Genomic DNA, 19303 nt, shown 5'->3' on the forward strand with positions numbered 1-19303 from the left:
TTGCCGGCGATAGGGCCAGTTCAGGCACTGCATCATCTACCTTTGTGGCAGCGGCCACAGGCTACTGAGGTCCAACGTTTCCAGCACCAGTTCCGGCTCCCCCAATGGCCAACGCCGGAGCAATTCTTTAGCTGCGCTCTGTGGTGTCCATTCCTCGGGTATAGCCGGCGTCGCAGTCACAGATGTCTTCAATGACTGTGGTCCTACGACCGTCAACCGAACCCCCTGCGCATCAAGCGCTTCGCGCTGCTCGCGCATCCACTGTGGCATGCTGTTCCAGCCAGCGCTCACCTGGGTTGGTGAATACAACTGCAACGACGAATAGCGGTTGAACACCGCCATTACCTGCGGCGAGTTTCCTTTTGCCAGCAACGACCGCGCACTGGCCAGGCAAAGCTCGCCCGCCAGCAGGTTGCTGGAGACGATCGCCTCGAACAGCTCGGTGTCCGCCACATCGTCAGCCACATATTCGCTGGTGCCGGCGTTGATGATCAAACCATCCAGCGAGCACCACGCATGGCAGATTTGCTGGCAAGCATCCGCCGCCTTACCTTCGACATGCAACTGCCACGGCAGACGCAAGAAACGCCGACCGTGCTGTGCTGCCAATGCATTTACTTCGTCACTTTCCTTAGCGCTGGCGGCAACCTGATGCCCCTGTTCGAGCAGCTGTACCACCAAAGCCAGACCTAATCCCTTGCTGGCGCCTGTCACCCAAAAACTGCGTGAGTTAGGCACGACTTAATCCCCTAATCCTGCCTGCGCGGTAACCCCTTGAACGCTTCAAGTGCACGCTGACGACTGCTACTGAGATCGACAATAGGATGTTGATACAAAGTATTAGCAAAAAGATCCACAGATTTCACTGGTTCGTGAATACTTTTTCGATTCACCTTACACATTTCCGGCAGCCAGTGCCGAATGAAATGCCCGTCCGGGTCGAAGCGCTGCGACTGCGATACGGGGTTGAAAATCCGGAAATAGGGGACAGCGTCAGTGCCGGTGGATGCGCTCCATTGCCACCCGCCGTTGTTGGCGGCCAGGTCGCCGTCTATCAAGTGGCGCATGAAGTGCCGCTCGCCTTTACGCCAGTCGATCAGCAGATTTTTACTGAGGAACATGGCGACTATCATGCGCAGGCGGTTATGCATCCACCCGGTGTGCAGCAGTTGGCGCATGGCAGCATCAATGATCGGGAAGCCGGTACGCCCTTGTTCCCAGGCCTCCAGGTCTGCCGGTGCATCGCGCCAGGGCAGGGCTTCGGTCTGGGCGCGGAAGGCGCGGTGGCGCGAGACTTGCGGATAACCGGTAAGGATGTGCTTGTAAAACTCCCGCCAAAGCAACTCATTGATCCAGGTTTGCACGCCCGTACTGCCACTGTCGAACTCGCCTCGGTTGCTCGCCAGTGCGCCGTGCAGGCATTGGCGTGGCGAAATCACGCCAGCGGCCAGGTACGCGGAAAGCTGGCTGGTGCCGGGCTTGGCCGGCAGGTCTCGCAGTGACTGATAGTCGTCGATGGTTTCGTCGAGAAAGCGAGATAACCGCGCCTGCGCTTCGGCTTCACCTGACGGCCAATGCTCACGCAAGGTCTGTGCAGGTATTTCAAAGCCTTCCACATGGTGCGGAACAGGGTCGCTGTCGATCTGCAGCGGTGCCTGGCGCTTCACCCGGTGGGCCATGGCTGGCAGGCTGCGGTGCAGGTGCTCCAGGCAGGTTTTCTTGAACTGGCTGAAGACCTGGAAGTAGCCACCACTGCGGGTAAGGAGGGTGCCAGGGCGGAAGAACAGCTGGTCGAGGTAGCTGTGGGCCTGGATACCTGACTTCTCCAGCAGGACACGGGTGGCATCGTCGCGGCGCTGCTCGTTGATGCCGTATTCTTCGTTCCAGTGCACGCTTTGCACCTGATGTTGGCGGCATACCTCGAGCACGGCATGGGGGGCCTGGTCCCAGGTGTCGATGGTACGGATCAACAGCGGGATATTCAGGCCTTCAAGCGACTGGCGCACATCACGCAGGTTGCGCAGCCAGAAGTCGACTTTGCAGGCAGCATCGTCGTGGGCCTGCCATTGACCGGGGCTGACCAGCCACAGTGCGATGGTCGGGCCGCGCTCGCTGGCGGCACTGAGTGCAGTGTTGTCATTGATGCGCAGGTCGCTGCGCAGCCAGGTCAAGTGCATGGTGCAATGGTCTCTACAGGCTGGCGGTTATGGGTTTGGAGCAAACGCAATGCCGCCTGGGGGGTGTCGAACAGGGCGAGGTTGGGCAGTTCGAGGGCACGCAGCTGGGCTTCATGCAGCGCCAGCGTCGGGCCACCGGCCAAGGTTGCTACGTTCAGGCTGAGCAGGGTGCGCTGCAGTGCCTTGCCATCAATGCGTGGCCCCAGGTGCAGCAGCACGGCGCGGGGGTTGAGCGCGGTTACGGCGCGTTGCAGGTGCAGGCCGGTGACAGGGTGTTCCAACACCTCGACCGGGAAGCCATTGCTGGTCAACAGCCAGGCGCATAGCCATAGCCCGGGGCTGAAGGCACGCTCACTGTCTTCTACCAGCAGCACAGCAGGGCCCTGCAACAGTTGGTTGTCGTGGTAGACCCGGGCGCCAAGTTTGCTGCGCAGCCAGCTGTGGAAAAAAACCTGCTCCAGCTGCGCATTGAAGTAATTGCGCCAGCGCAGGTCGAGCAGGTCGAGCAGCGGCATGAGTAATTGCTCGCACAGCGTAACGGCTGGGTACAGGGCCATGGCCTGGTTGAGTTGTTGATCGAGTGCACGTTGCGATAGGTTGGCGATAGCCTCTATCAACAATGACTGCCTGGCCTGCCAGTCTCCACTTGGAGGTGTTGTGCTGGTGGGTTGCTCGAGCAATTCGCGCACTTGGCCGACCGATGCCCCTCGATGCAGCCAACCAAGGATGGTCTCGACCCGTTCGACCTGTTCCAGCGGATACAGGCGATGCCCTTTCTCAGTGCGCTGGGGCTTTAGCAGGCCATATCTGCGTTCCCATGCGCGCAGGGTGACCGGGTTGACGCCAGTGCGGCGGGCCAGTTCGCCGATGGGCAGCAAGCTCTCAGACCGCATTGCGCAAGCCCAGGCTTTCCGGGTGTGGCTGCAGGTACGCTTGCTGCTGCAGGTAGGGGTCAGGGTGGTTGCGTAAATGGTGCTTGAGCAGGGTCAGCGGAACGACCAGCGGCACCACGCCTTGCTGGTACTGGCTGATGACTGTTTGCAACTCGGCTTTGTCCTGTTGCGTCAGGCTGTCCTTGAAATAGCCGCAGAGATGCTGCAGCACGTTGCTGTGGGTTCCGCGGCTGGCGCAGCGACGCAGGGCCTGCATCAGTTGGCTGAAGTAGCGCGGGCCGATGCTTTGCGGGTCGTCATCGCGGCTCATGCTACCGAGCAGGCGCCCGAGAGTGCGGTAGGCCTGGGGGTTGTTGGCCATCACCAGGTATTTGTAACGCGAATGGAAGCGCACCAGCGCGCCACGGCTAAGGCCTTCGGCCAGCAGGCGCTGCCACTCGGCGTAGGCATACACGCGGCTGATGAAGTTCTCTCGCAGCACGGCGTCGTGCAGGCGCCCTTCTTCTTCCACGGGGAGGTCCGGACGTTTCACACAGAACGCCTGCGAATAGACGCCGCGTCCTCCCTGGAAGGCTGGGTGACCGTTGTCTTGATAGACCTTGACCCGTTCCAGCCCGCAAGACGGTGATTTCTGCATGAAGATGTAGCCGCAGATGTCGTCGAGCTCGTCGGCCATTTGTTCGCCATACGTGCGCAGCGGGCCGGTCAGGTCCATGCCGGGGTTGCGGGTGCCGACCACTTCGGGCTGATCGGGGTTGCCTACCAGGCGGATAGGGTCACGGGGAACACCAAGGCCGATTGCCACTTCCGGGCACACCGGCTGCCAGTCGAAATGTTTTTCCAGTTGAGTAAGGCACAGGTCGGAGGCCTTGTGGCCGCCGTTATAGCGCACGCTTTGACCCGTCAGGCAGGCGCTGATGGCGATACGCGGCTTGCTGTGGGGGGAAGGGTCGTGCATGGCTGCCTCCGGTAAACCTGTACATGACAAAAAAATTGTACAGGTTTATTCCAGCACAGCACTGACGTTATGCAAACCATTATTTTTGTACGGCGCTACATCATTCCAGGTGTTCGAGCAGTCGCCGTGCCGCTTCCTGGCCGCTGAGCCACGCGCCCTCGACGCGCCCGGAAAGGCACCAGTCGCCGCATGCGTACAAGCCCTGGTCGGCATCGGCCAGTGCGCCCCATTCGTGGTTGCTGCTGGGGCGTGCATAGAGCCAGCGGTGGGCCAGGGCGAAGGTAGGTGCGGGCACCACGCAGCCGACCAGCTCGGCGAACTCGCCCCACAGCTGTTCGATCACTTCTTCCTTGGGCAGGTCGATGTGTTGCCGGCTCCAGTCAGACGTGGCGTGCAGCACCCAGGTATCGAGTTGCTCGTCACGGCCGGGTTTACTGCGGTTGCGGGCCAGCCAGTCGAGCGGGTTGTCTTGCACGAAACAGCCTTGCATCGGCGTATCCAGCGGCGCCTGGAAGGCGAGGGCGACGGCCCAGGTGGGCTCCATCTGCACGCCAGCGGCCACGGCAGCCAGTTTTGGTGTGGCAGCCAGCAGCGGCGTAGCCTGCGGTGCCGGTACCGCGATCACCACGCGGCTGTAGGGGCCATGGCTGCAGCCTTCGGTGTCCTGCAGGTGCCAGTACTGTTTGCCGCGGAACACCTCGGCGATGCGGCAGCCGAAGTTCACCGTCACATCCTTGAGCAGGCCACGGGTGATGGCGCTCATGCGGGGCACGCCCACCCAGCGCGTCTGCTCGTCGGGGGAGGGGGTAAGTTCGCCGTCACGGTAATTGTACAGCTGCGGCTTCCACTGCTCGGCCCAGCCAGCGGCAACCCACTGTTGTACCTGCTCGACGAAACGCCGGTCACGGGCAGTGAAGTACTGCGCGCCGAGGTCGAGCGCGCCGGCTTCGCTGCGCTTGCTGGCCATGCGCCCGCCACTGCCGTGGCCTTTGTCGAACAAATGCACGGATTGCCCCGCCTTCTGCAAGGCCTGGGCAGCTGACAAGCCGGCGATACCGGCCCCGATGATGGCGATAGGTACTGTCATGATGGCCTCTTCAAACCTTGCTGTAAGCAGACTACGCTGTCAGGCAAACCTGTACAATCCAGAATTTTTGTATAAGGTTATTCCGCTTTGGCGGGCAGGTTGGCCTATGTTTATCCGAGAGCGTCGGGTCAAAAAAGTGCCTTGATGTTAAAAATAGACCACCGCCGCATTCTGCGAGGACACAGCCATGCATATATTGCTGACAGGCGGTACCGGGTTGATAGGCAGGCACCTCTGCCAGCACTGGCTTGGTCAAGGCCATCGCCTGACGGTGTGGAGCCGGCGACCTGAGCAAGTGCCGAAAATGTGTGGCAGTGGTGTGCGTGGCATTGCCCGCCTGGAGCAACTGGAAGCGGACGATCACCTGGATGCGGTGGTCAACCTGGCCGGCGCGCCGATTGCCGACCGGCCTTGGACAGCAGCCCGGCGTAACCTGCTGTGGGCCAGCCGCGTTACCCTGACCGAGCAGTTGCTGAGCTGGCTGGGTACCCGCGAGCAGCGACCAGACGTGCTGATCTCCGGCTCTGCGGTCGGTTGGTACGGTGATGGCGGTGAGCGCGAGCTGACCGAGGCAACACCGCCGGTGCGTGAAGATTTTGCCAGCCAGTTGTGTATTGCCTGGGAGGAAACGGCCCTGCGTTCCCAGGCACAGGGCATCCGCGTGGTGCTGGTGCGCACCGGGCTGGTGCTGGCCTGCGATGGCGGCTTTTTGTCGCGGCTGCGCGTGCCCTTCAAGCTAGGGCTGGGCGGGCCTTTGGGCGATGGTCGGCAGTGGATGCCGTGGGTCCATATAGACGACCAGGTCGCCCTGATTGATTTTCTCTTGCAGCACAAGGATGCCAGCGGTCCTTATAATGCCTGCGCCCCTGAGCCTGTGCGCAACCGCGAGTTTGCCAGGCGCCTGGGGCGTGCCCTGCATCGACCGGCGTTGCTGCCGGTGCCGGCACTGCTGCTCAAGGCTGGCCTGGGCGAGCTGTCGACCTTGCTGCTGGGCGGCCAGCGGGCTCGCCCGGTACGTTTGCTGGCAGCTGGCTTCACCTTCCGCTTCAACGATCTGCAATCGGCCCTGGACAACTTGTCCAGCCGCCTCTGACATAGGACGCTGCATGACCAATCACGCCTTGCTGCTGGTCAACCTGGGTTCCCCGGCCTCCACCTCGGTGGCCGATGTACGCCGTTACCTCAACCAGTTCCTCATGGACCCGTACGTGATCGACCTGCCCTGGCCGGTGCGGCGGCTACTGGTGTCGCTGATCCTGGTCAAGCGCCCGGAGCAGTCGGCACATGCCTATGGCTCGATCTGGTGGGAGGAGGGCTCGCCGCTGGTGGTGCTGACCCGTCGTCTGCAGGCGGCCATGGTCGAACACTGGCCCCACGGCCCGGTGGAAATTGCCATGCGCTATGGCCAGCCGGCCCTGCCAGACGTGCTGGAGCGCCTGGCGGCCCAGGGCGTACGCAAGGTGACCTTGGCACCGCTTTATCCACAGTTCGCCGACAGCACGGTGACCACTGTGGTCGAGCTGGCCAGGCAGACGGTCAACGAGCGTCAGTTACCGTTGCAGATGCGCGTGCTGCAGCCGTTCTACGAGCATCCGGACTACATCGAGGCGCTGGCCGCCAGCGCGCGTCCGTACCTGGAGCAGGATTACGACCACCTGTTGCTGAGCTTCCACGGCTTGCCGGAGCGGCACCTGAAGAAGCTGGACCCGACCGGCAAACACGACTTCCAGGCAGCCGACTGCTGCAAGGATGCCAGCGCCGAGATGCGTGCGGTGTGCTACCGCGGGCAGTGCCTGGCCACAGCCAAGGCCTTTGCGCAGAAGATGGGCATACCGGATGGCAAGTGGTCGGTGTCGTTCCAGTCGCGCCTGGGGCGGGCCAAGTGGATCGAGCCCTATACCGAAGCGCGGCTGGATGAGTTGGGCAAGGCAGGGGTGAAGAAGTTGTTGGTGATGTGCCCGGCGTTCGTGGCCGATTGCATCGAGACGCTGGAAGAGATCGGCATGCGTGGCAGCGAGCAGTTTGTCGAGGCTGGCGGGCGGGAGCTGGTGCTGGTGCCGTGCCTGAATGATCACCCCGAGTGGGTGAGGGTGTTGGCGCAGATGTGCGAAAAGGCCTAATTTGATGGTTGCCTGAACCGACCTCTTCGCGGTTTCCCCGCGAAGAGGTCGGTTCAGGTTAAAGCTGGATCAAGGCAACTGATCATCCAGCTTCTTGTGCTTCCAGCCATCATTGCCCGGCAATATCAGGTTCAGGGCAATCGCCACGATGGCGCACAGGGCGATGCCTTTCAGGCCCCAGTCATCCGGGCCGTCACCGCTGCCGATCAGCACGCCGCCGATACCGAACACCAGGGTGACCGACACAATCACCAGGTTGCGCGCTTCGGCCAGGTCGATCTTGTGGCGGATCATGGTGTTCATGCCCACTGCCGCGATCGAGCCGAACAGCAGGCACAGAATGCCGCCCATCACCGGCACCGGGATGCTCTGCAGCAGCGCGCCGAACTTGCCGATAAATGCCAGGGTGATGGCGAAGACCGCCGCCCAGGTCATGATCTTAGGGTTGTAGTTCTTGGTCAGCATCACCGCGCCAGTCACTTCGGCGTAGGTGGTGTTGGGCGGGCCACCGAACAGGCCGGCTGCGGTAGTGGCCAGGCCGTCACCCAGCAGGGTGCGGTGCAGGCCAGGCTTTTTCAGGTAGTCACGGCCGGTCACGCTGCCCACCGCGATCACCCCGCCAATGTGCTCGATCGCTGGAGCCAGGGCTACCGGAACGATGAACAGGATGGCCTGCCAGTTGAACGCCGGTGCGGTGAAGTTGGGAATCTCCAGCCACGGCGCAGCCGCGATCTTGGCGGTATCGACCACGCCAAAGGCGAATGACAGGGCAAAGCCCACCAGCACGCCCGCGATGATCGGCACCAGGCGGAAGATGCCTTTACCGAAAACGGCGACGATCAACGTAGTGAGCAGCGCCGGCATCGAGATCATCATGGCGGTCTTGTACGGTAGCAGCACGCTGCCGTCACCGGCCTTGCCCATTGCCATGTTGGCAGCAATCGGTGCCATGGCCAGGCCAATGGAGATGATCACCGGGCCGATCACCACCGGCGGCAGCATGCGGTCGATGAACCCGGTGCCTTTGATTTTTACCATCAGGCCCATGAAGGTGTACACGAAGCCTGCGGCCATCACGCCGCCCATGGTCTCGGCCAGGCCGAATTGGCCCTTGGCGAGGATGATCGGGGTGATGAAGGCAAAGCTGGAGGCCAGGAACACCGGTACCTGGCGGCCGGTGACCAGCTGGAACAGCAGGGTACCGATGCCGGCGGTGAACAGCGCGACGTTCGGGTCGAGGCCGGTGATCAATGGCATCAGCACCAGCGCGCCGAATGCCACGAAGAGCATCTGCGCGCCCGAAACGACCTGGCGCCAGAGCGGGTCGTTGAAGCCGTCCTGCATGGTCAGGCGTCCTTTTGCTTGGTGCCGAAGATTTTGTCACCGGCATCGCCCAGGCCTGGCACGATGTAGCCGTGTTCGTTCAGACGCTGGTCGATCGAGGCGGTGTAGATCTGCACATCCGGGTGGGCTTTTTCCACCACTTCGATGCCTTCTGGCGCGGCAACCAGCACCATGGCGCGGATCTCTTTGCAGCCGGCCTTTTTCAGCAGGTCGATGGTGGCGACCATCGAGCCGCCGGTGGCCAGCATCGGGTCGATGATCAGGGCCAGGCGCTGGTTGATATCCGGCGCGAGTTTTTCCAGGTAGGTGTGGGCTTCCAGGGTTTCTTCGTTGCGGGCAACGCCGACGGCGCTCACCTTGGCGCCCGGGATCAGGCTGAGCACGCCGTCGAGCATGCCGATGCCGGCGCGCAGGATAGGCACCACGGTGATTTTCTTGCCGGCAATTTTTTCAACTTGCACCTTGCCACACCAGCCGTCGATCTCGTAGGTTTCGAGTGGCAGGTCCTGGGTGGCTTCGTAGGTCAGGAGCGCGCCGACTTCCTGGGCGAGTTCGCGAAAATTCTTGGTGCTGATATCGGCACGGCGCATCAGGCCGAGCTTGTGGCGGATCAGCGGATGGCGGATCTCACGAGTGGGCATAGGGGGGCTCCGAAAGGCGGGCAAAAAAACCGCGCTAGATTAATCTATTCAGCCTGTGCTGTCGTCTGGTCATTCAGGACGTTAGTCCATAAATGCTTGATCTGTGACGAGCGGATGCGTACCTTTGCCCGCTTTTCCAAAATGCACCCCCCGGAGAGCGCCATGTCCGCCGATCTCGAGCATATCCGTCAAGTCATGCGTGAAGCTGACTGCCTGTACAACGAAGCCGAAGTCGAAGCGGCCATCGCCAACGTCGGCGAGCAGATCTGCAAAGACCTGCACGACAAGAACCCGGTGGTGTTCTGCGTGATGAACGGCGGCCTGATCTTCGCCGGCAAACTGCTCACTCACCTGCAGTTCCCGCTGGAAGCTTCGTACCTGCACGCCACCCGCTACCGTAACCAGACCAGCGGCGGTGAGCTGTTCTGGAAGGCCAAACCGGAAGTGTCGTTCATCGACCGTGACGTGCTGATCGTCGATGACATCCTCGACGAAGGCCACACCCTCAGCGCCATCATCGAGTTCTGCAAGCATGCCGGCGCACGCTCTGTGCACACTGCGGTACTGATCGACAAGGACCACGACCGCAAGGCCAGCCCGGACCTCAAGGCCAACTACGTGGGCCTGCCGTGCGTCGACCGCTACATCTTCGGCTACGGCATGGACTACAAAGGCTACTGGCGCAACGCGAACGGCATCTTCGCCGTCAAGGGGCTGTGACCATGCGCCAGCCTGCGTTCATCGACCAATCGCTGTTCGCCGGGCTGGCCGAAAAGGCTGCCGCCAACCCGCGCGGGCGGCAGCATCACACCTTCCATGAGATGGAAGAGCCTTGCCACCGCATGGCGGTGGGGCTGCAGCCGAGTACCTATATTCCGCCGCACCGCCACCTGAGCGACGACAAGGCTGAAGCCCTGATCGTGCTCAAGGGCCGCCTGGGCCTGCTGATCTTCGATGAGCAGGGCGTGGTAACCGCCAGGCGGGTGCTGCAGGCGGGCGGCGACTGCCTGGGCGTGGACCTGCCACCGGGCACCTACCATGGCCTGGTGGTGCTGGAGCCAGACAGCATGCTGTTCGAATGCAAGGCCGGGCCTTATCGGCCAGTGGGCGAGGGCGAGCATGCGCACTGGGCGCCGCGTGAAGGCGAAGAGGGTGTCGCCGAGTACCAGGCCTGGATGCGCGCGCAGTTCGATTGATAGTGCCTGCACACGGCATGCTAGAGTGCTCCTTCATACAAGGAGCCTCACATGCGTGCGATTCTTCCCCTCCTGCTGGCAGTCAGCCTGCCACTCGCCGCCGCACCGCTGCACAGTCAGTTCCTGCCACCTGACGACCTGTCTTTACGCCAGGAGGCGCCGACCGGCCAGCAATTGCTGCAAGTGACCGACTACTCTGTGGTGGTGGGTGCCCAGCGCCAGTCCGATCAGCAGCCGATCCCGATCACGTCTTCGTTGCAGGTGCGCCTGAAAGGCAAGCCGCTGAGCAAGGGCGCGACCATTGCCCAGGTGCTGCTGACGTTCGATGGTGAGGCGGCCAAGAGCCTGAAGAAACCCGTGTATGACGAAAAAAACCGCACTCTGAGCCTGAATTACCCGGTCAGCGACTATCGGGTGATCATGGACCTGCTGCGCAACGAAACGCTCTACGTGCAGTTTCTGACCTATGGCAACGGTCATATCTGGGCCGACCTGCACACCGGTACCGTACGTACGCGTTGAGGCACGCGGCCTGCGGGGGGTACACTGCCGGCCTTCGAAATTCCGTGATGGTCCAGTTGGAGTCGGCAATGCGTAAAGACAAGAAACAGGTAATCGGTGACGAAATCAGCGACGACTACATCAAGTCGTTTCTTCAGTTCGAGCCGGCCGATGGCGTGACCTCGCCGTCGCTGCACAAGCTGGTCAAGGCCTACCGTGGCCTGCGCGTCGATGACTTCGAGCGCTTTGTCGGCTTCTTCGTCGAAGCGGGCCTGGACCTGGATGGCAAGGACGAGCACGGCAAGACCTTCGTCGAGCAGATTGCCGACCAGCGCAATGCGCCGGAGTACATCGAGATCATCGATAACGCCCGCGGCTGATAACGGCCCAGGCACAAAAAAACGCCCCGAGGGGCGTTTTTTCGTTTCAGGCCGGCTTAAGCGTAATGCTTGGCTGCCGGGCTGCTTTCCACCAAGTCGAGCGCCACGTCGTTGTCGGCACTGATCTTGTGGTACAGAGCGGCATCGGTCGCCAGCGCCTTCTCGCGCGCCGGGAAGATTTCCTTGAGCTTGGCAGCCCAGGCACCTTTGGCCTGCTCGGGGAAGCAGCGCTCGATCAGTTCCAGCATGATCGACACGGTGACCGAAGCACCTGGCGATGCGCCGAGCAGTGCGGCCAGGCTGCCGTCCTGGGCCGAGACCAGCTCCGTACCAAACTGCAGCACGCCGCCTTTCTTCGGGTCTTTCTTGATGATCTGCACGCGCTGACCAGCCACTTCCAGGCGCCAGTCTTCGGCCTTGGCCTGCGGGTAGAAGCGACGCAGGGCCTCCAGGCGCTGCTCCATCGACTGCATCACTTCGCTGACCAGGTACTTGGTCAGGTCCATGTTGTCGCGGGCCACGGCCAGCATCGGGCCGATGTTGCCCATGCGTACCGACAGCGGCAGGTCCATCAGCGAACCGTGCTTGAGGAACTTGGTGGTGAAGCCAGCATACGGGCCGAACAGCAGCGAAGTCTTGCCGTCCACAACGCGGGTGTCCAGGTGCGGTACCGACATCGGCGGGGCGCCCACAGCGGCCTGGCTGTAGACCTTGGCCTGGTGCTGCTTGACGATTTCCGGGTTGTCGCAACGCAGCCACTGGCCGCTGACCGGGAAGCCGCCGAAGCCTTTGCTTTCCGGGATGCCCGACAGCTGGAGCAGCGGCAGGGCCGCGCCACCGGCGCCGAGGAAGACGAAGCGGGCGTCCACTTCACGGCTGCCGCCGCTGTTGACGTCCTTGATGCTCACGGTCCAGCCGCTGCCGTTACGGCGCAGGCCGACAACCTTCTTGCTGTACTTGACCTGTGCGTCCTGCGAGTCGCCCAGCAGCTTGAGCAGCTTGTTGGTCAGGGCGCCGAAGTTGACGTCGGTGCCTTTGGCCACGCGGGTAGCGGCGATGTGCTGGTCGGCTGGGCGGCCAGGCATCATCAGCGGCATCCAGTCGTTCATCACGGCCTTGTCTTCGGTGTATTCCATGTCGGCGAAGGCATGGTGCTGCTTGAGCAATTCGAAGCGCTTCTTGAGGAAGGAAATACCCTTGTCACCTTCGACGTAGCTCAGGTGCGGGACAGGGTTGATGAACGCACGTGCCGAGCCGAAGTTGCCCTTCTTGCTCAGGTAAGCCCAGAACTGGCGCGAAACCTCGAACTGGGTGTTGATGTGCACGGCCTTCTTGATGTCGATACTGCCATCGGCGGCCTGGGGCGTGTAGTTAAGCTCGCACAGACCGGCGTGGCCGGTGCCTGCGTTGTTCCAGGGGTTGGAGCTTTCCGCGGCTCCGGAGTCCATCGCCTCGACGACCTCAAGCTTCAGGGTCGGGTCGAGCTCCTTGAGCAGTACGGCCAGGGTGGCACTCATGATGCCCGCGCCTACCAGTACCACATCAACCGATTCGTTCTGCGCCATTTAACGCGTCTCCACAATCTACAGCTACCTAATTGACAGCATAGGACCTGGGTTCGCCAGGGTCGCCATGTCCGACTTTTCGCAGTTCTTGCAACTTCCGCGGACACCGCCAATCAGTCTTCGGGTTCGGGTATTGAACGCCGTTTGCCACAGGTGCGGCAATTCGACTTATGGTCAAGGTGTCGTGCGTGCGTTATGGAACGGTTCAGACACTCATACGGGATGAGCGCATTTGCCGCCTGTTCAGGGCTGTTCGGGACACATCTGCCGCTTTTGCACATGCCAGACTGTTCATTTGCTCGCCACACTCTTGTGAAGTTGTGAAAACCGTTTTTTCACGCTCTTTTGGAGACGTGAACCTCAAAGGGGGACTGCGCGATGGCAACCCGCAGGTTCATGCAGTGTGAAGGGCCGGAAAAGCAGGCACGACAGCCGATGCAAGACCTGAGTGGAAGGCTCTCTGTGGGCGAAGCGGTGAAGTTGCCGGGGTCAATCGGCGAGTGCGGGGCCCGATCAGGAGACGTCCTTATAATCGGGGGGAGATTATAGCGATGTCGCGGGCAGAAATGTCGCCATTCGTGGTTTTTATTGCAGCGTTTGTCAGGCCGCGAGGATGCGCTGGTGCCAGCGGCGGCTTGCGCGGGCGCAAACCCGGGCGTCGGCAGGCAGTTCGTGGCCCAGCCAGGCCAACCGGATTTCACCAATCCGGACCCAGTCGCTGCCGCTGGGTGCCTGGCCGCATTGCTTGAAGGCCACGCATTTGCCGTGGGCATCGAGGCGGGCATAGGCATTGTGGCGCGGGCGTTGGAAGAGCAGCGTCCAGAGCGAGGCCATGACGGGGAGTCCTTTGCGTGAGGGCTTGGCGCAAGGATAAGGGCGAGGCCATGAAACGATTGTGACAAGCGGGCCGGACCGATGACTGGTCGATGCGTGCCTAGGTATACTGTGCGCCTTAGCCGCATTTTCTGGAGAAACGCGCATGTTGCAACGTCTGTTGTTCGGTTTGATCGCCGTGGCCAGCCTCAGCCTGGTCGGTTGTGCCCACAGCCCGCAACAACTCAACCCGCAACCCACGCTCAAGGCCCAGCTCACGCCGGTCGGCCATGGCCAGCCGGTGGTGGTCCGGGTGGTTGACGGCCGGGCTTCGCAGTCCCTGGGTACCCGTGGTGGCATGTACCCTGAAACCAGCACCATCAGCGTCAGCGGTAATGACGTGGTGCCCAAGCTGCAAGCCCAGGCCGAAGCGGCCGTGCGCCTGCTCGGTTTTACCCCGACGCCAAATGCCTATAACGCACCGCAGCTGACCGTGACCCTGGCCGAGCTGAAATACCAGTCGCCCAAAGACAACCTGTACGTGACCGAAGCCACCATCGGCGCCACTTTCCGTGCCGACGTGCGCAACGGCGGCCGCAGCTACAGCGGCCGTTACGGTGCTTCGCTGGACCAGCGTTTCGGCATGGCGCCGAACCAGGACACCAACACCCAGCTGGTGGGCGATGTGCTGAGCGATGCGCTGACCCGTATGTTCAAAGACCCGACCATCGGGCAGGTGTTGGGGCAGTAAGCCTTCGGCAATAAAAGAAAACCCGCTGCCTGGGTGCCCGGCAGCGGGTTTTTTTGTCTGTGCAGGTTCAAGCCGCTTCTATGTGGAAATCCAGCAGGCTGAAGCCGGTTCCGGCATCCACTTCGGGCAAGTCTTCGTGCACGTGCCCGCCTAGCGCACAGTAGACGAGCCATTGGCGGTCCTGCACGTTGATGGCAAAACCATCGATCAGCGCCTGTTGTTCATCGCTCTGGGCGACGAGGTAAAGGCGGTCCTGGTTTTCGGCGTGCAACATGAACAAGCTCCGGGTCATGAAAGGCCGATAGGGTGGCCTGTTCTGATGACGAGCTAATGACAGATGAAATTTAATGACACTTTGTCGCCCACGCAGGGTACCGGGGTGCAACTTGGGTAAAATGCGGGCCTTTGTTGCTGCTCACACCGAGGTCGCCTGATGTCCTTGCAAGTGCTCTGGGGGTTTCTGTCCGCCCACCCCGCCAAGTGGATCAACCTGCTGGCGCTGCTGCTGACCTGTCCGGGTGGGTTGCTGCTGCACAGTGCGCGGCGGCGTGATGCCGAGACCCGTGAATACATGGCGGTGGATGAGGGGATTGTGGACGCGTTCGACCTGCGGGTGCCGAAGTACTTCTATATCCTCGGTTTCTCGTGCCTGGCGATGGCGTTGTTGCTGTCCTGGTTCAGTACCTGGGTCTGATAGCCATTGGGGCCGCAAAGCAGCCCCCAGCAATCTATCAGGCGACCGGCGCTTGTTGCCTGACCTGGTACTGGTTACGCACCGGTGTCGCATACTGCACCACCAGGTATGGCCGTTGCTCTTCAGGGCAGGCATCCAGCCGGCGCTGCCATTCTTCCTTGGCCTTGGCCAGCTCATCAGCCGGGAACACTTTTTCGGCGCTTGGCACCTGCAGCGCTTCATCTTTGGCGTCCCACATCGCATATGCCAGGTAATGCACCGGGAATAGCCGGTAACCACCCAGGATCTGCCGGTCGATTTCCGCCGCCAGCTGCTTGGTGTCCTCGTGGTATTCGGTCACCGGTGGGGCGAAGTTGATGTGCACCCGGCCCTTGTAGCCGGTAATGCCCTTGGCGATGCTGTTGTCATCCTCGCCCGGCGCCTTCTTGTAGGTGCCGGTGGTGGCGCGGATGTAAAGCTCGCGGGCCTTGGCCTGGTCGCACGGGTCGTATTCGTAGCTGATCGACACGGGCGTCAGGTTAAGGCTCTGGATCACCGCGCCGAACGGCTCGTCCTTGCGGCTCATGTGGAACATCTTGAGGATCGCCGAGTCGGTGCGGTCGTCACCGTCCTTGGCCCGCCCTTCGGCCTGGGCGATCCAGATCGAGGTGGCATCGTTGCGGATCGAGTGGTTGATGTAGGCCGAGAGCAACTGGTAAGCCGCCAGCTTCTCGCGGCGGCCGCTGATCGAACGGTGCACGATGAAGCTTTTGTTCAGGCGCATCATGTCGCTGACAAAGGGCTTTTGCAGCAGGTTGTCACCAATGGCGATGCGCGGCGTGGGCAGGCCGGCGTGGTACACCGCATAGTTGACGAAGGCGGGGTCCATGACGATGTCACGGTGGTTGGCCAGGAACAGGTAGGCAGTGCCGGCCTTGAGCTGCTCCACGCCCGAATAGGTGACGCCGTCGGTAGCACGGTCGATAGTCTGGTCGACGTAGTACTCGACTTTGTCCTGCAAGGTGGACACGCAGGTAACGCCGGCGAATTCCTTGCGCAGGCGGCGGGCAATCAGCGGTTTGAGCAACCAGCCGAGAGCACCGGCCGCACGCGGGAAGCGGAAGTGGGTGAGGATATCGAGGAATGCCGGGTCGCTGAGCAGGCGTGCCAGAACGGCAGGGACCTCAGCGTCGTCGTACGGTCGGATGGCATCGAATTCGCCCATCATGCTCTCTTGTTGGAAACGGCTAGGGTAATAAGGTAGGGGCGGGCTCCGAAAAACGGCTCGGACACACACTGGCCCTGTAAATAGACCGGCAATTATACGCATAAGTCACCCCGGAGGCCGCGATGCTGGAAACTGCGATCTACGATTGCCCTTATTGTGGCGAAGAAGTCGAAACCACGGTGGACCTGTCCGGCGGCGATCAGGAGTACATCGAGGACTGCCAGGTATGCTGCAAGCCTATCCGCTTCGTGCTGCAGGTTCATGGCGAGGAGTGGATGCTGGATGTCTTCGGTGAGAACGACTGATGCGGCGGATCTATGAACCGGAAAACCTGCTCGAAGCCGAAATGCTGATCGGGATGCTGGCCAGTGAGGGTGTCGACGTGCAACTGGTGGGCCGTGACCTAATGGGCGGCGTGGGCGAGTTGCCGATGCAAGGCTTGCTGGGGCTTGCGGTAGCGGATGAGCAGGCCGAGTACGCACGGCAACTGATCGATGCGTACAATGATGCCCAGCCACTGGTTGGCGACGAACCGGAGAGTTTCCCCGGTACCTTGATCTGCTAGGTTCTGAATTCGCCCATGTGTGGACGTTACGCCCTGTTTCGCTGGCCCCAGGCGCTGGCCAGCCTGCCTGGTTTTCCTGAAGGCCAGCCGGCCCAATGGAACATTGCTCCCGGTGCCACGGTGCTGATCCAGCGCCAGCTCGACGGCCAGCTGCAACTGGCCAAGGCGCGCTGGGGGCTGACCCCGGCCTGGCTTACCGACCTGTCCCGCACCCCCGCCCATGCCCGCGCCGAAACGCTGGCCGAGCAACCCATGTTTCGCGAGGCGTTTCGCCAGCGCCGCTGCCTGATGCCGGCCAACGGCTTTTACGAGTGGCGTGGCAGCGTGCGTAAACGCCCGTACTGGTTGACCCCGGGGGAGGGTTCGTCGCTGTACTTTGCGGCGGTGTGGGAGGCCTATCCCGTGCAGGATCAGGTGTGGCTTAGCTGTGCGGTGGTGACCCAGGCGGCCATGAACCAGCGTCGACCGCTGATACTGGATGAGGCGGGGCAGGCGGCCTGGCTCGACCCGGATACGCCGGTTACCCGCTTGCACGAGTTGTTGGCCAGCCCTGCGGCACAGCTGCGCGAGCGGGCCCTGGCCAATTTCGTCAATGACCCGAAGCTGGATGCGCCGGAGTGCCTGACCCCAGCCTGATGCGCTGGTCGATAAAATCTTCCCTGCGGCTATGGCAGCCACAGGCGAGTCGGCCTAGGATACGCCGCATGTGGATAGGGAGTGTTTTCATGCGTAAGTCTTTTGTTGTCAGCCTGTTGAGTGCTGGCATCCTGCTGGCCGGCTGCCAGGCGGTGAACACCACCAGCGGCGGTGCTGTCGGCGTACAGCGCCAGCAGTACATGTTCAGCATGCTTTCGACCGATGAGGTCAACCAGATGTACGCCCAGTCGTACCAGCAGACCTTGGGCGAAGCATCGAGCAAGGGTGTGCTCGACAAGTCCAGCGCCGATGCCAAACGCGTGCAGGTCATCGCCAACCGCCTAATTGCCCAGGCGCCCAAGTTCCGCCCGGATGCCGCGCAGTGGAACTGGGAAGTCAACGTGATCAAGAGCGACGAGCTGAATGCCAACTGCGGCCCAGGCGGCAAGATCATTGTCTACACCGGGCTGATCGATCAGCTCAAGCTCACCGATGCTGAAATTGCCGCCGTGGTGGGGCATGAAATTGCCCACGCCCTGCGTGAGCACAGCCGTGAGGCGATGTCCAAGGCCTATGGCGTGCAAATGGCCCGCCAGGGTGCCGGTGCCCTCCTGGGCCTGGGCGAGGGCACCATGGCCATGGCCGATGCCGTGGTGAACTACTCCATGACCCTGCCCAACAGCCGGGCCAACGAGAACGAAGCCGACCTGATCGGCCTGGAACTGTCGGCCCGTGCGGGTTATGACCCGAATGCCGCGATCACCTTGTGGAACAAGATGAGCAAGGCTTCCGAAGGCGCACCGCCAGAGTTCATGAGCACTCACCCGGCTTCTGAAAGCCGTATCGCTTCGTTGCAGGCAGCGATTCCGAAAGTGATGCCGTTGTATCAGGCAGCGGCCAAGCAGTAAGGCTGCAAGGGGCCGCAGAGCGGCCTCTTCAGCATTTAGCCGATCCAGCCGCTGGCCTTCATCGCCGAATAGACGGCCACGATCGCCAGCACGAAGAACGCCGTGGCCGCCAGGCGACGAATCAGCGTCAGTGGCAGCTTGTCTGCCGCGAAGTTACCCGCCAGAACCACCGGCACGTTGGCAATCAGCATGCCCAGCGTGGTACCGATAATGACCATGATCAGGTGCGGATACTGCGCAGCCAGCATCACGGTTGCAACCTGGGTCTTGTCACCGATTTCGGCCAGGAAGAACGCGATCAGCGTGGTCAGGAACGGCCCGAAGCGACGTGCCGGGTTTTCCTCGTCATCCATCTTGTCCGGTACCAGTGTCCACAGCGCGGTGGCGGTAAAGCTCGCGGCCAGGATCCAGTGCAGGGCCGAGTCGCTGAAGAAACTGCCAAACCAGGCGCCCACGGCACCGGCCGCCGCATGGTTGGCCAGGGTGGCGGCGATGATGCCGGCGATGATTGGCCAAGGCTTGCGGAAGCGGGCAGCAAGAATGAGAGCGAGCAGTTGCGTCTTGTCGCCGATTTCGGCCAAGGCAACGATAGCGGTGGGGACCAACAGAGATTCCAGCATCAGGATTCCTACGGGGGCGGGTCGACACGGCTATGACACGTACAGCCTCCCCGCCCCGGGTAAGGTGTGCGTGTCATAGGTCTTGTCAAACCCTGGATCCGTCTACGCGGATCTCTCCATGCAGGCTGGCATGGTGGGTCGCACGCGCCATGGTCTGTGGACCAAGTATGTTGACGCGTACCGGGCGAGCAGTGCGCTCGCGGGAGACTACTCCCCTAGGACGGTGCGGATTCTGCCTAGGCAAAAC

General features: G+C 61.9%; 24 protein-coding genes and 1 riboswitch. Of the genes, 12 read left to right on the forward strand and 12 right to left on the reverse strand.

Going from position 1 to position 19303, the window contains the following annotated elements; genetic code table 11:
* Window positions 1–36: 36 nt before the first annotated feature.
* From APH36_RS21395 to APH36_RS21415, 5 genes are all read right to left on the reverse strand, one after another.
* Complete coding sequence (locus APH36_RS21395; RefSeq protein ID WP_082426431.1) at window positions 37–738, reverse strand: SDR family oxidoreductase; 702 nt, start codon at window positions 736–738, stop codon at window positions 37–39.
* Window positions 739–749: 11 nt separating this feature from the next.
* Window positions 750–2177, reverse strand: coding sequence for a deoxyribodipyrimidine photo-lyase (phrB, locus tag APH36_RS21400; RefSeq protein ID WP_060500130.1), 1428 nt, complete (start codon window positions 2175–2177; stop codon window positions 750–752).
* Window positions 2168–3070 (reverse strand): MerR family transcriptional regulator, encoded by a 903-nt coding sequence (locus APH36_RS21405; RefSeq protein WP_060500131.1) that lies wholly within the window; start codon window positions 3068–3070, stop codon window positions 2168–2170. The genes phrB and APH36_RS21405 overlap by 10 nt, the downstream gene beginning before the upstream one ends.
* Window positions 3060–4028 carry a DUF523 and DUF1722 domain-containing protein gene (locus APH36_RS21410; protein ID WP_060500132.1) on the reverse strand — a complete coding sequence of 323 codons (969 nt, stop codon included), beginning with the start codon at window positions 4026–4028 and terminating at the stop codon, window positions 3060–3062. Before APH36_RS21410 ends, APH36_RS21405 begins: the two co-directional genes overlap by 11 nt.
* Before the next feature lie 100 nt (window positions 4029–4128).
* The gene (locus APH36_RS21415; protein WP_060500133.1) at window positions 4129–5115 is read right to left on the reverse strand and encodes an NAD(P)/FAD-dependent oxidoreductase; all 987 of its coding nucleotides are present in this window, start codon (window positions 5113–5115) and stop codon (window positions 4129–4131) included.
* A 187-nt stretch (window positions 5116–5302) separates the two neighbouring features.
* Here APH36_RS21415 and APH36_RS21420 point away from each other — a divergent pair, with 187 nt between their 5' ends.
* Window positions 5303–6208 carry a TIGR01777 family oxidoreductase gene (locus APH36_RS21420; RefSeq protein WP_060500134.1) on the forward strand — a complete coding sequence of 302 codons (906 nt, stop codon included), beginning with the start codon at window positions 5303–5305 and terminating at the stop codon, window positions 6206–6208.
* 13 nt (window positions 6209–6221) lie between these two features.
* Entirely contained in the window at window positions 6222–7235 is a 1014-nt protein-coding gene (gene hemH / locus APH36_RS21425; protein ID WP_060500135.1) for a ferrochelatase, read from the forward strand.
* 69 nt (window positions 7236–7304) lie between these two features.
* Here hemH and APH36_RS21430 read toward each other — a convergent pair whose 3' ends face one another.
* The gene (locus APH36_RS21430) at window positions 7305–8579 is read right to left on the reverse strand and encodes a uracil-xanthine permease family protein (protein ID WP_016713295.1); all 1275 of its coding nucleotides are present in this window, start codon (window positions 8577–8579) and stop codon (window positions 7305–7307) included.
* Between the two features lie 2 nt (window positions 8580–8581).
* Window positions 8582–9220, reverse strand: a complete 639-nt coding sequence (gene upp, locus APH36_RS21435; protein WP_011532223.1) for a uracil phosphoribosyltransferase — start codon at window positions 9218–9220, stop codon at window positions 8582–8584.
* Window positions 9221–9382: 162 nt separating this feature from the next.
* Here upp and APH36_RS21440 point away from each other — a divergent pair, with 162 nt between their 5' ends.
* The 4 genes from APH36_RS21440 to APH36_RS21455 all read left to right on the forward strand — a co-directional run bounded on the left by APH36_RS21440 (window position 9383) and on the right by APH36_RS21455 (window position 11297).
* The gene (locus APH36_RS21440; RefSeq protein ID WP_019099801.1) at window positions 9383–9940 is read left to right on the forward strand and encodes a hypoxanthine-guanine phosphoribosyltransferase; all 558 of its coding nucleotides are present in this window, start codon (window positions 9383–9385) and stop codon (window positions 9938–9940) included.
* Between the two features lie 2 nt (window positions 9941–9942).
* Window positions 9943–10416 carry a WbuC family cupin fold metalloprotein gene (locus tag APH36_RS21445; RefSeq protein ID WP_060500136.1) on the forward strand — a complete coding sequence of 158 codons (474 nt, stop codon included), beginning with the start codon at window positions 9943–9945 and terminating at the stop codon, window positions 10414–10416.
* 51 nt (window positions 10417–10467) lie between these two features.
* Window positions 10468–10938: a hypothetical protein gene (locus APH36_RS21450; RefSeq protein WP_060500137.1), complete on the forward strand. Its 471-nt coding sequence runs from the start codon at window positions 10468–10470 to the stop codon at window positions 10936–10938.
* Window positions 10939–11006: 68 nt separating this feature from the next.
* Window positions 11007–11297, forward strand: coding sequence for a PA4642 family protein (locus APH36_RS21455; protein ID WP_051095858.1), 291 nt, complete (start codon window positions 11007–11009; stop codon window positions 11295–11297).
* A gap of 56 nt (window positions 11298–11353) precedes the next feature.
* Here the strand turns inward: APH36_RS21455 and mqo are convergent, their stop codons facing one another.
* Together mqo and APH36_RS21465 are read right to left on the reverse strand one after the other, a co-directional pair.
* Window positions 11354–12862, reverse strand: coding sequence for a malate dehydrogenase (quinone) (mqo, locus tag APH36_RS21460; RefSeq protein WP_060500138.1), 1509 nt, complete (start codon window positions 12860–12862; stop codon window positions 11354–11356).
* Window positions 12863–13462: 600 nt separating this feature from the next.
* Entirely contained in the window at window positions 13463–13696 is a 234-nt protein-coding gene (locus APH36_RS21465) for a hypothetical protein (protein ID WP_060500139.1), read from the reverse strand.
* Window positions 13697–13841: 145 nt separating this feature from the next.
* On the opposite strand from APH36_RS21465, the gene APH36_RS21470 reads away from it, so the two are divergent.
* Window positions 13842–14426 (forward strand): YajG family lipoprotein, encoded by a 585-nt coding sequence (locus tag APH36_RS21470; RefSeq protein WP_016713289.1) that lies wholly within the window; start codon window positions 13842–13844, stop codon window positions 14424–14426.
* A 67-nt stretch (window positions 14427–14493) separates the two neighbouring features.
* Here the strand turns inward: APH36_RS21470 and APH36_RS21475 are convergent, their stop codons facing one another.
* The gene (locus tag APH36_RS21475) at window positions 14494–14700 is read right to left on the reverse strand and encodes a hypothetical protein (protein WP_003247353.1); all 207 of its coding nucleotides are present in this window, start codon (window positions 14698–14700) and stop codon (window positions 14494–14496) included.
* A gap of 159 nt (window positions 14701–14859) precedes the next feature.
* On the opposite strand from APH36_RS21475, the gene APH36_RS21480 reads away from it, so the two are divergent.
* The gene (locus APH36_RS21480) at window positions 14860–15120 is read left to right on the forward strand and encodes a hypothetical protein (RefSeq protein ID WP_016713288.1); all 261 of its coding nucleotides are present in this window, start codon (window positions 14860–14862) and stop codon (window positions 15118–15120) included.
* Window positions 15121–15157: 37 nt separating this feature from the next.
* Here APH36_RS21480 and APH36_RS21485 read toward each other — a convergent pair whose 3' ends face one another.
* Window positions 15158–16324: a 1-acyl-sn-glycerol-3-phosphate acyltransferase gene (locus APH36_RS21485; RefSeq protein WP_060500140.1), complete on the reverse strand. Its 1167-nt coding sequence runs from the start codon at window positions 16322–16324 to the stop codon at window positions 15158–15160.
* A 125-nt stretch (window positions 16325–16449) separates the two neighbouring features.
* On the opposite strand from APH36_RS21485, the gene APH36_RS21490 reads away from it, so the two are divergent.
* From APH36_RS21490 to APH36_RS21505, 4 genes are all read left to right on the forward strand, one after another.
* Window positions 16450–16632, forward strand: coding sequence for a CPXCG motif-containing cysteine-rich protein (locus APH36_RS21490; protein ID WP_012270508.1), 183 nt, complete (start codon window positions 16450–16452; stop codon window positions 16630–16632).
* Window positions 16632–16892 carry a putative signal transducing protein gene (locus APH36_RS21495; RefSeq protein WP_060500141.1) on the forward strand — a complete coding sequence of 87 codons (261 nt, stop codon included), beginning with the start codon at window positions 16632–16634 and terminating at the stop codon, window positions 16890–16892. The genes APH36_RS21490 and APH36_RS21495 overlap by 1 nt, the downstream gene beginning before the upstream one ends.
* 15 nt (window positions 16893–16907) lie before the next feature.
* Window positions 16908–17528 carry an SOS response-associated peptidase gene (locus APH36_RS21500; RefSeq protein ID WP_060500142.1) on the forward strand — a complete coding sequence of 207 codons (621 nt, stop codon included), beginning with the start codon at window positions 16908–16910 and terminating at the stop codon, window positions 17526–17528.
* 89 nt (window positions 17529–17617) lie between these two features.
* Window positions 17618–18436, forward strand: coding sequence for a M48 family metallopeptidase (locus APH36_RS21505; protein WP_060500143.1), 819 nt, complete (start codon window positions 17618–17620; stop codon window positions 18434–18436).
* Between the two features lie 35 nt (window positions 18437–18471).
* Here APH36_RS21505 and APH36_RS21510 read toward each other — a convergent pair whose 3' ends face one another.
* The gene (locus APH36_RS21510) at window positions 18472–19056 is read right to left on the reverse strand and encodes a TMEM165/GDT1 family protein (RefSeq protein ID WP_060500144.1); all 585 of its coding nucleotides are present in this window, start codon (window positions 19054–19056) and stop codon (window positions 18472–18474) included.
* Window positions 19057–19144: 88 nt separating this feature from the next.
* A riboswitch (yybP-ykoY riboswitch) is annotated at window positions 19145–19284 on the reverse strand.
* Between the last annotated feature and the right edge of the window lie 19 nt (window positions 19285–19303).

The sequence above is a fragment of the Pseudomonas sp. NBRC 111133 genome, from assembly GCF_001320605.1.
In the GTDB taxonomy this organism is placed as follows: Bacteria; Pseudomonadota; Gammaproteobacteria; order Pseudomonadales; family Pseudomonadaceae; genus Aquipseudomonas; species Aquipseudomonas monteilii.

Bases quoted from the DNA above. Each gene is read 5' to 3' on its own strand.
- phrB (WP_060500130.1), bottom strand. From the start codon at position 2,177: ATGCACTTGACCTGGCTGCGCAGCGACCTGCGCATCAATGACAACACT.
- APH36_RS21405 (WP_060500131.1), bottom strand. From the start codon at position 3,070: ATGCGGTCTGAGAGCTTGCTGCCCATCGGCGAACTGGCCCGCCGCACT.
- APH36_RS21410 (WP_060500132.1), bottom strand. From the start codon at position 4,028: ATGCACGACCCTTCCCCCCACAGCAAGCCGCGTATCGCCATCAGCGCC.
- APH36_RS21415 (WP_060500133.1), bottom strand. From the start codon at position 5,115: ATGACAGTACCTATCGCCATCATCGGGGCCGGTATCGCCGGCTTGTCA.
- APH36_RS21420 (WP_060500134.1), top strand. From the start codon at position 5,303: ATGCATATATTGCTGACAGGCGGTACCGGGTTGATAGGCAGGCACCTC.
- hemH (WP_060500135.1), top strand. From the start codon at position 6,222: ATGACCAATCACGCCTTGCTGCTGGTCAACCTGGGTTCCCCGGCCTCC.
- APH36_RS21430 (WP_016713295.1), bottom strand. From the start codon at position 8,579: ATGCAGGACGGCTTCAACGACCCGCTCTGGCGCCAGGTCGTTTCGGGC.
- upp (WP_011532223.1), bottom strand. From the start codon at position 9,220: ATGCCCACTCGTGAGATCCGCCATCCGCTGATCCGCCACAAGCTCGGC.
- APH36_RS21440 (WP_019099801.1), top strand. From the start codon at position 9,383: ATGTCCGCCGATCTCGAGCATATCCGTCAAGTCATGCGTGAAGCTGAC.
- APH36_RS21445 (WP_060500136.1), top strand. From the start codon at position 9,943: ATGCGCCAGCCTGCGTTCATCGACCAATCGCTGTTCGCCGGGCTGGCC.
- APH36_RS21450 (WP_060500137.1), top strand. From the start codon at position 10,468: ATGCGTGCGATTCTTCCCCTCCTGCTGGCAGTCAGCCTGCCACTCGCC.
- APH36_RS21455 (WP_051095858.1), top strand. From the start codon at position 11,007: ATGCGTAAAGACAAGAAACAGGTAATCGGTGACGAAATCAGCGACGAC.
- mqo (WP_060500138.1), bottom strand. From the start codon at position 12,862: ATGGCGCAGAACGAATCGGTTGATGTGGTACTGGTAGGCGCGGGCATC.
- APH36_RS21465 (WP_060500139.1), bottom strand. From the start codon at position 13,696: ATGGCCTCGCTCTGGACGCTGCTCTTCCAACGCCCGCGCCACAATGCC.
- APH36_RS21470 (WP_016713289.1), top strand. From the start codon at position 13,842: ATGTTGCAACGTCTGTTGTTCGGTTTGATCGCCGTGGCCAGCCTCAGC.
- APH36_RS21475 (WP_003247353.1), bottom strand. From the start codon at position 14,700: ATGTTGCACGCCGAAAACCAGGACCGCCTTTACCTCGTCGCCCAGAGC.
- APH36_RS21480 (WP_016713288.1), top strand. From the start codon at position 14,860: ATGTCCTTGCAAGTGCTCTGGGGGTTTCTGTCCGCCCACCCCGCCAAG.
- APH36_RS21485 (WP_060500140.1), bottom strand. From the start codon at position 16,324: ATGGGCGAATTCGATGCCATCCGACCGTACGACGACGCTGAGGTCCCT.
- APH36_RS21490 (WP_012270508.1), top strand. From the start codon at position 16,450: ATGCTGGAAACTGCGATCTACGATTGCCCTTATTGTGGCGAAGAAGTC.
- APH36_RS21495 (WP_060500141.1), top strand. From the start codon at position 16,632: ATGCGGCGGATCTATGAACCGGAAAACCTGCTCGAAGCCGAAATGCTG.
- APH36_RS21500 (WP_060500142.1), top strand. From the start codon at position 16,908: ATGTGTGGACGTTACGCCCTGTTTCGCTGGCCCCAGGCGCTGGCCAGC.
- APH36_RS21505 (WP_060500143.1), top strand. From the start codon at position 17,618: ATGCGTAAGTCTTTTGTTGTCAGCCTGTTGAGTGCTGGCATCCTGCTG.
- APH36_RS21510 (WP_060500144.1), bottom strand. From the start codon at position 19,056: ATGCTGGAATCTCTGTTGGTCCCCACCGCTATCGTTGCCTTGGCCGAA.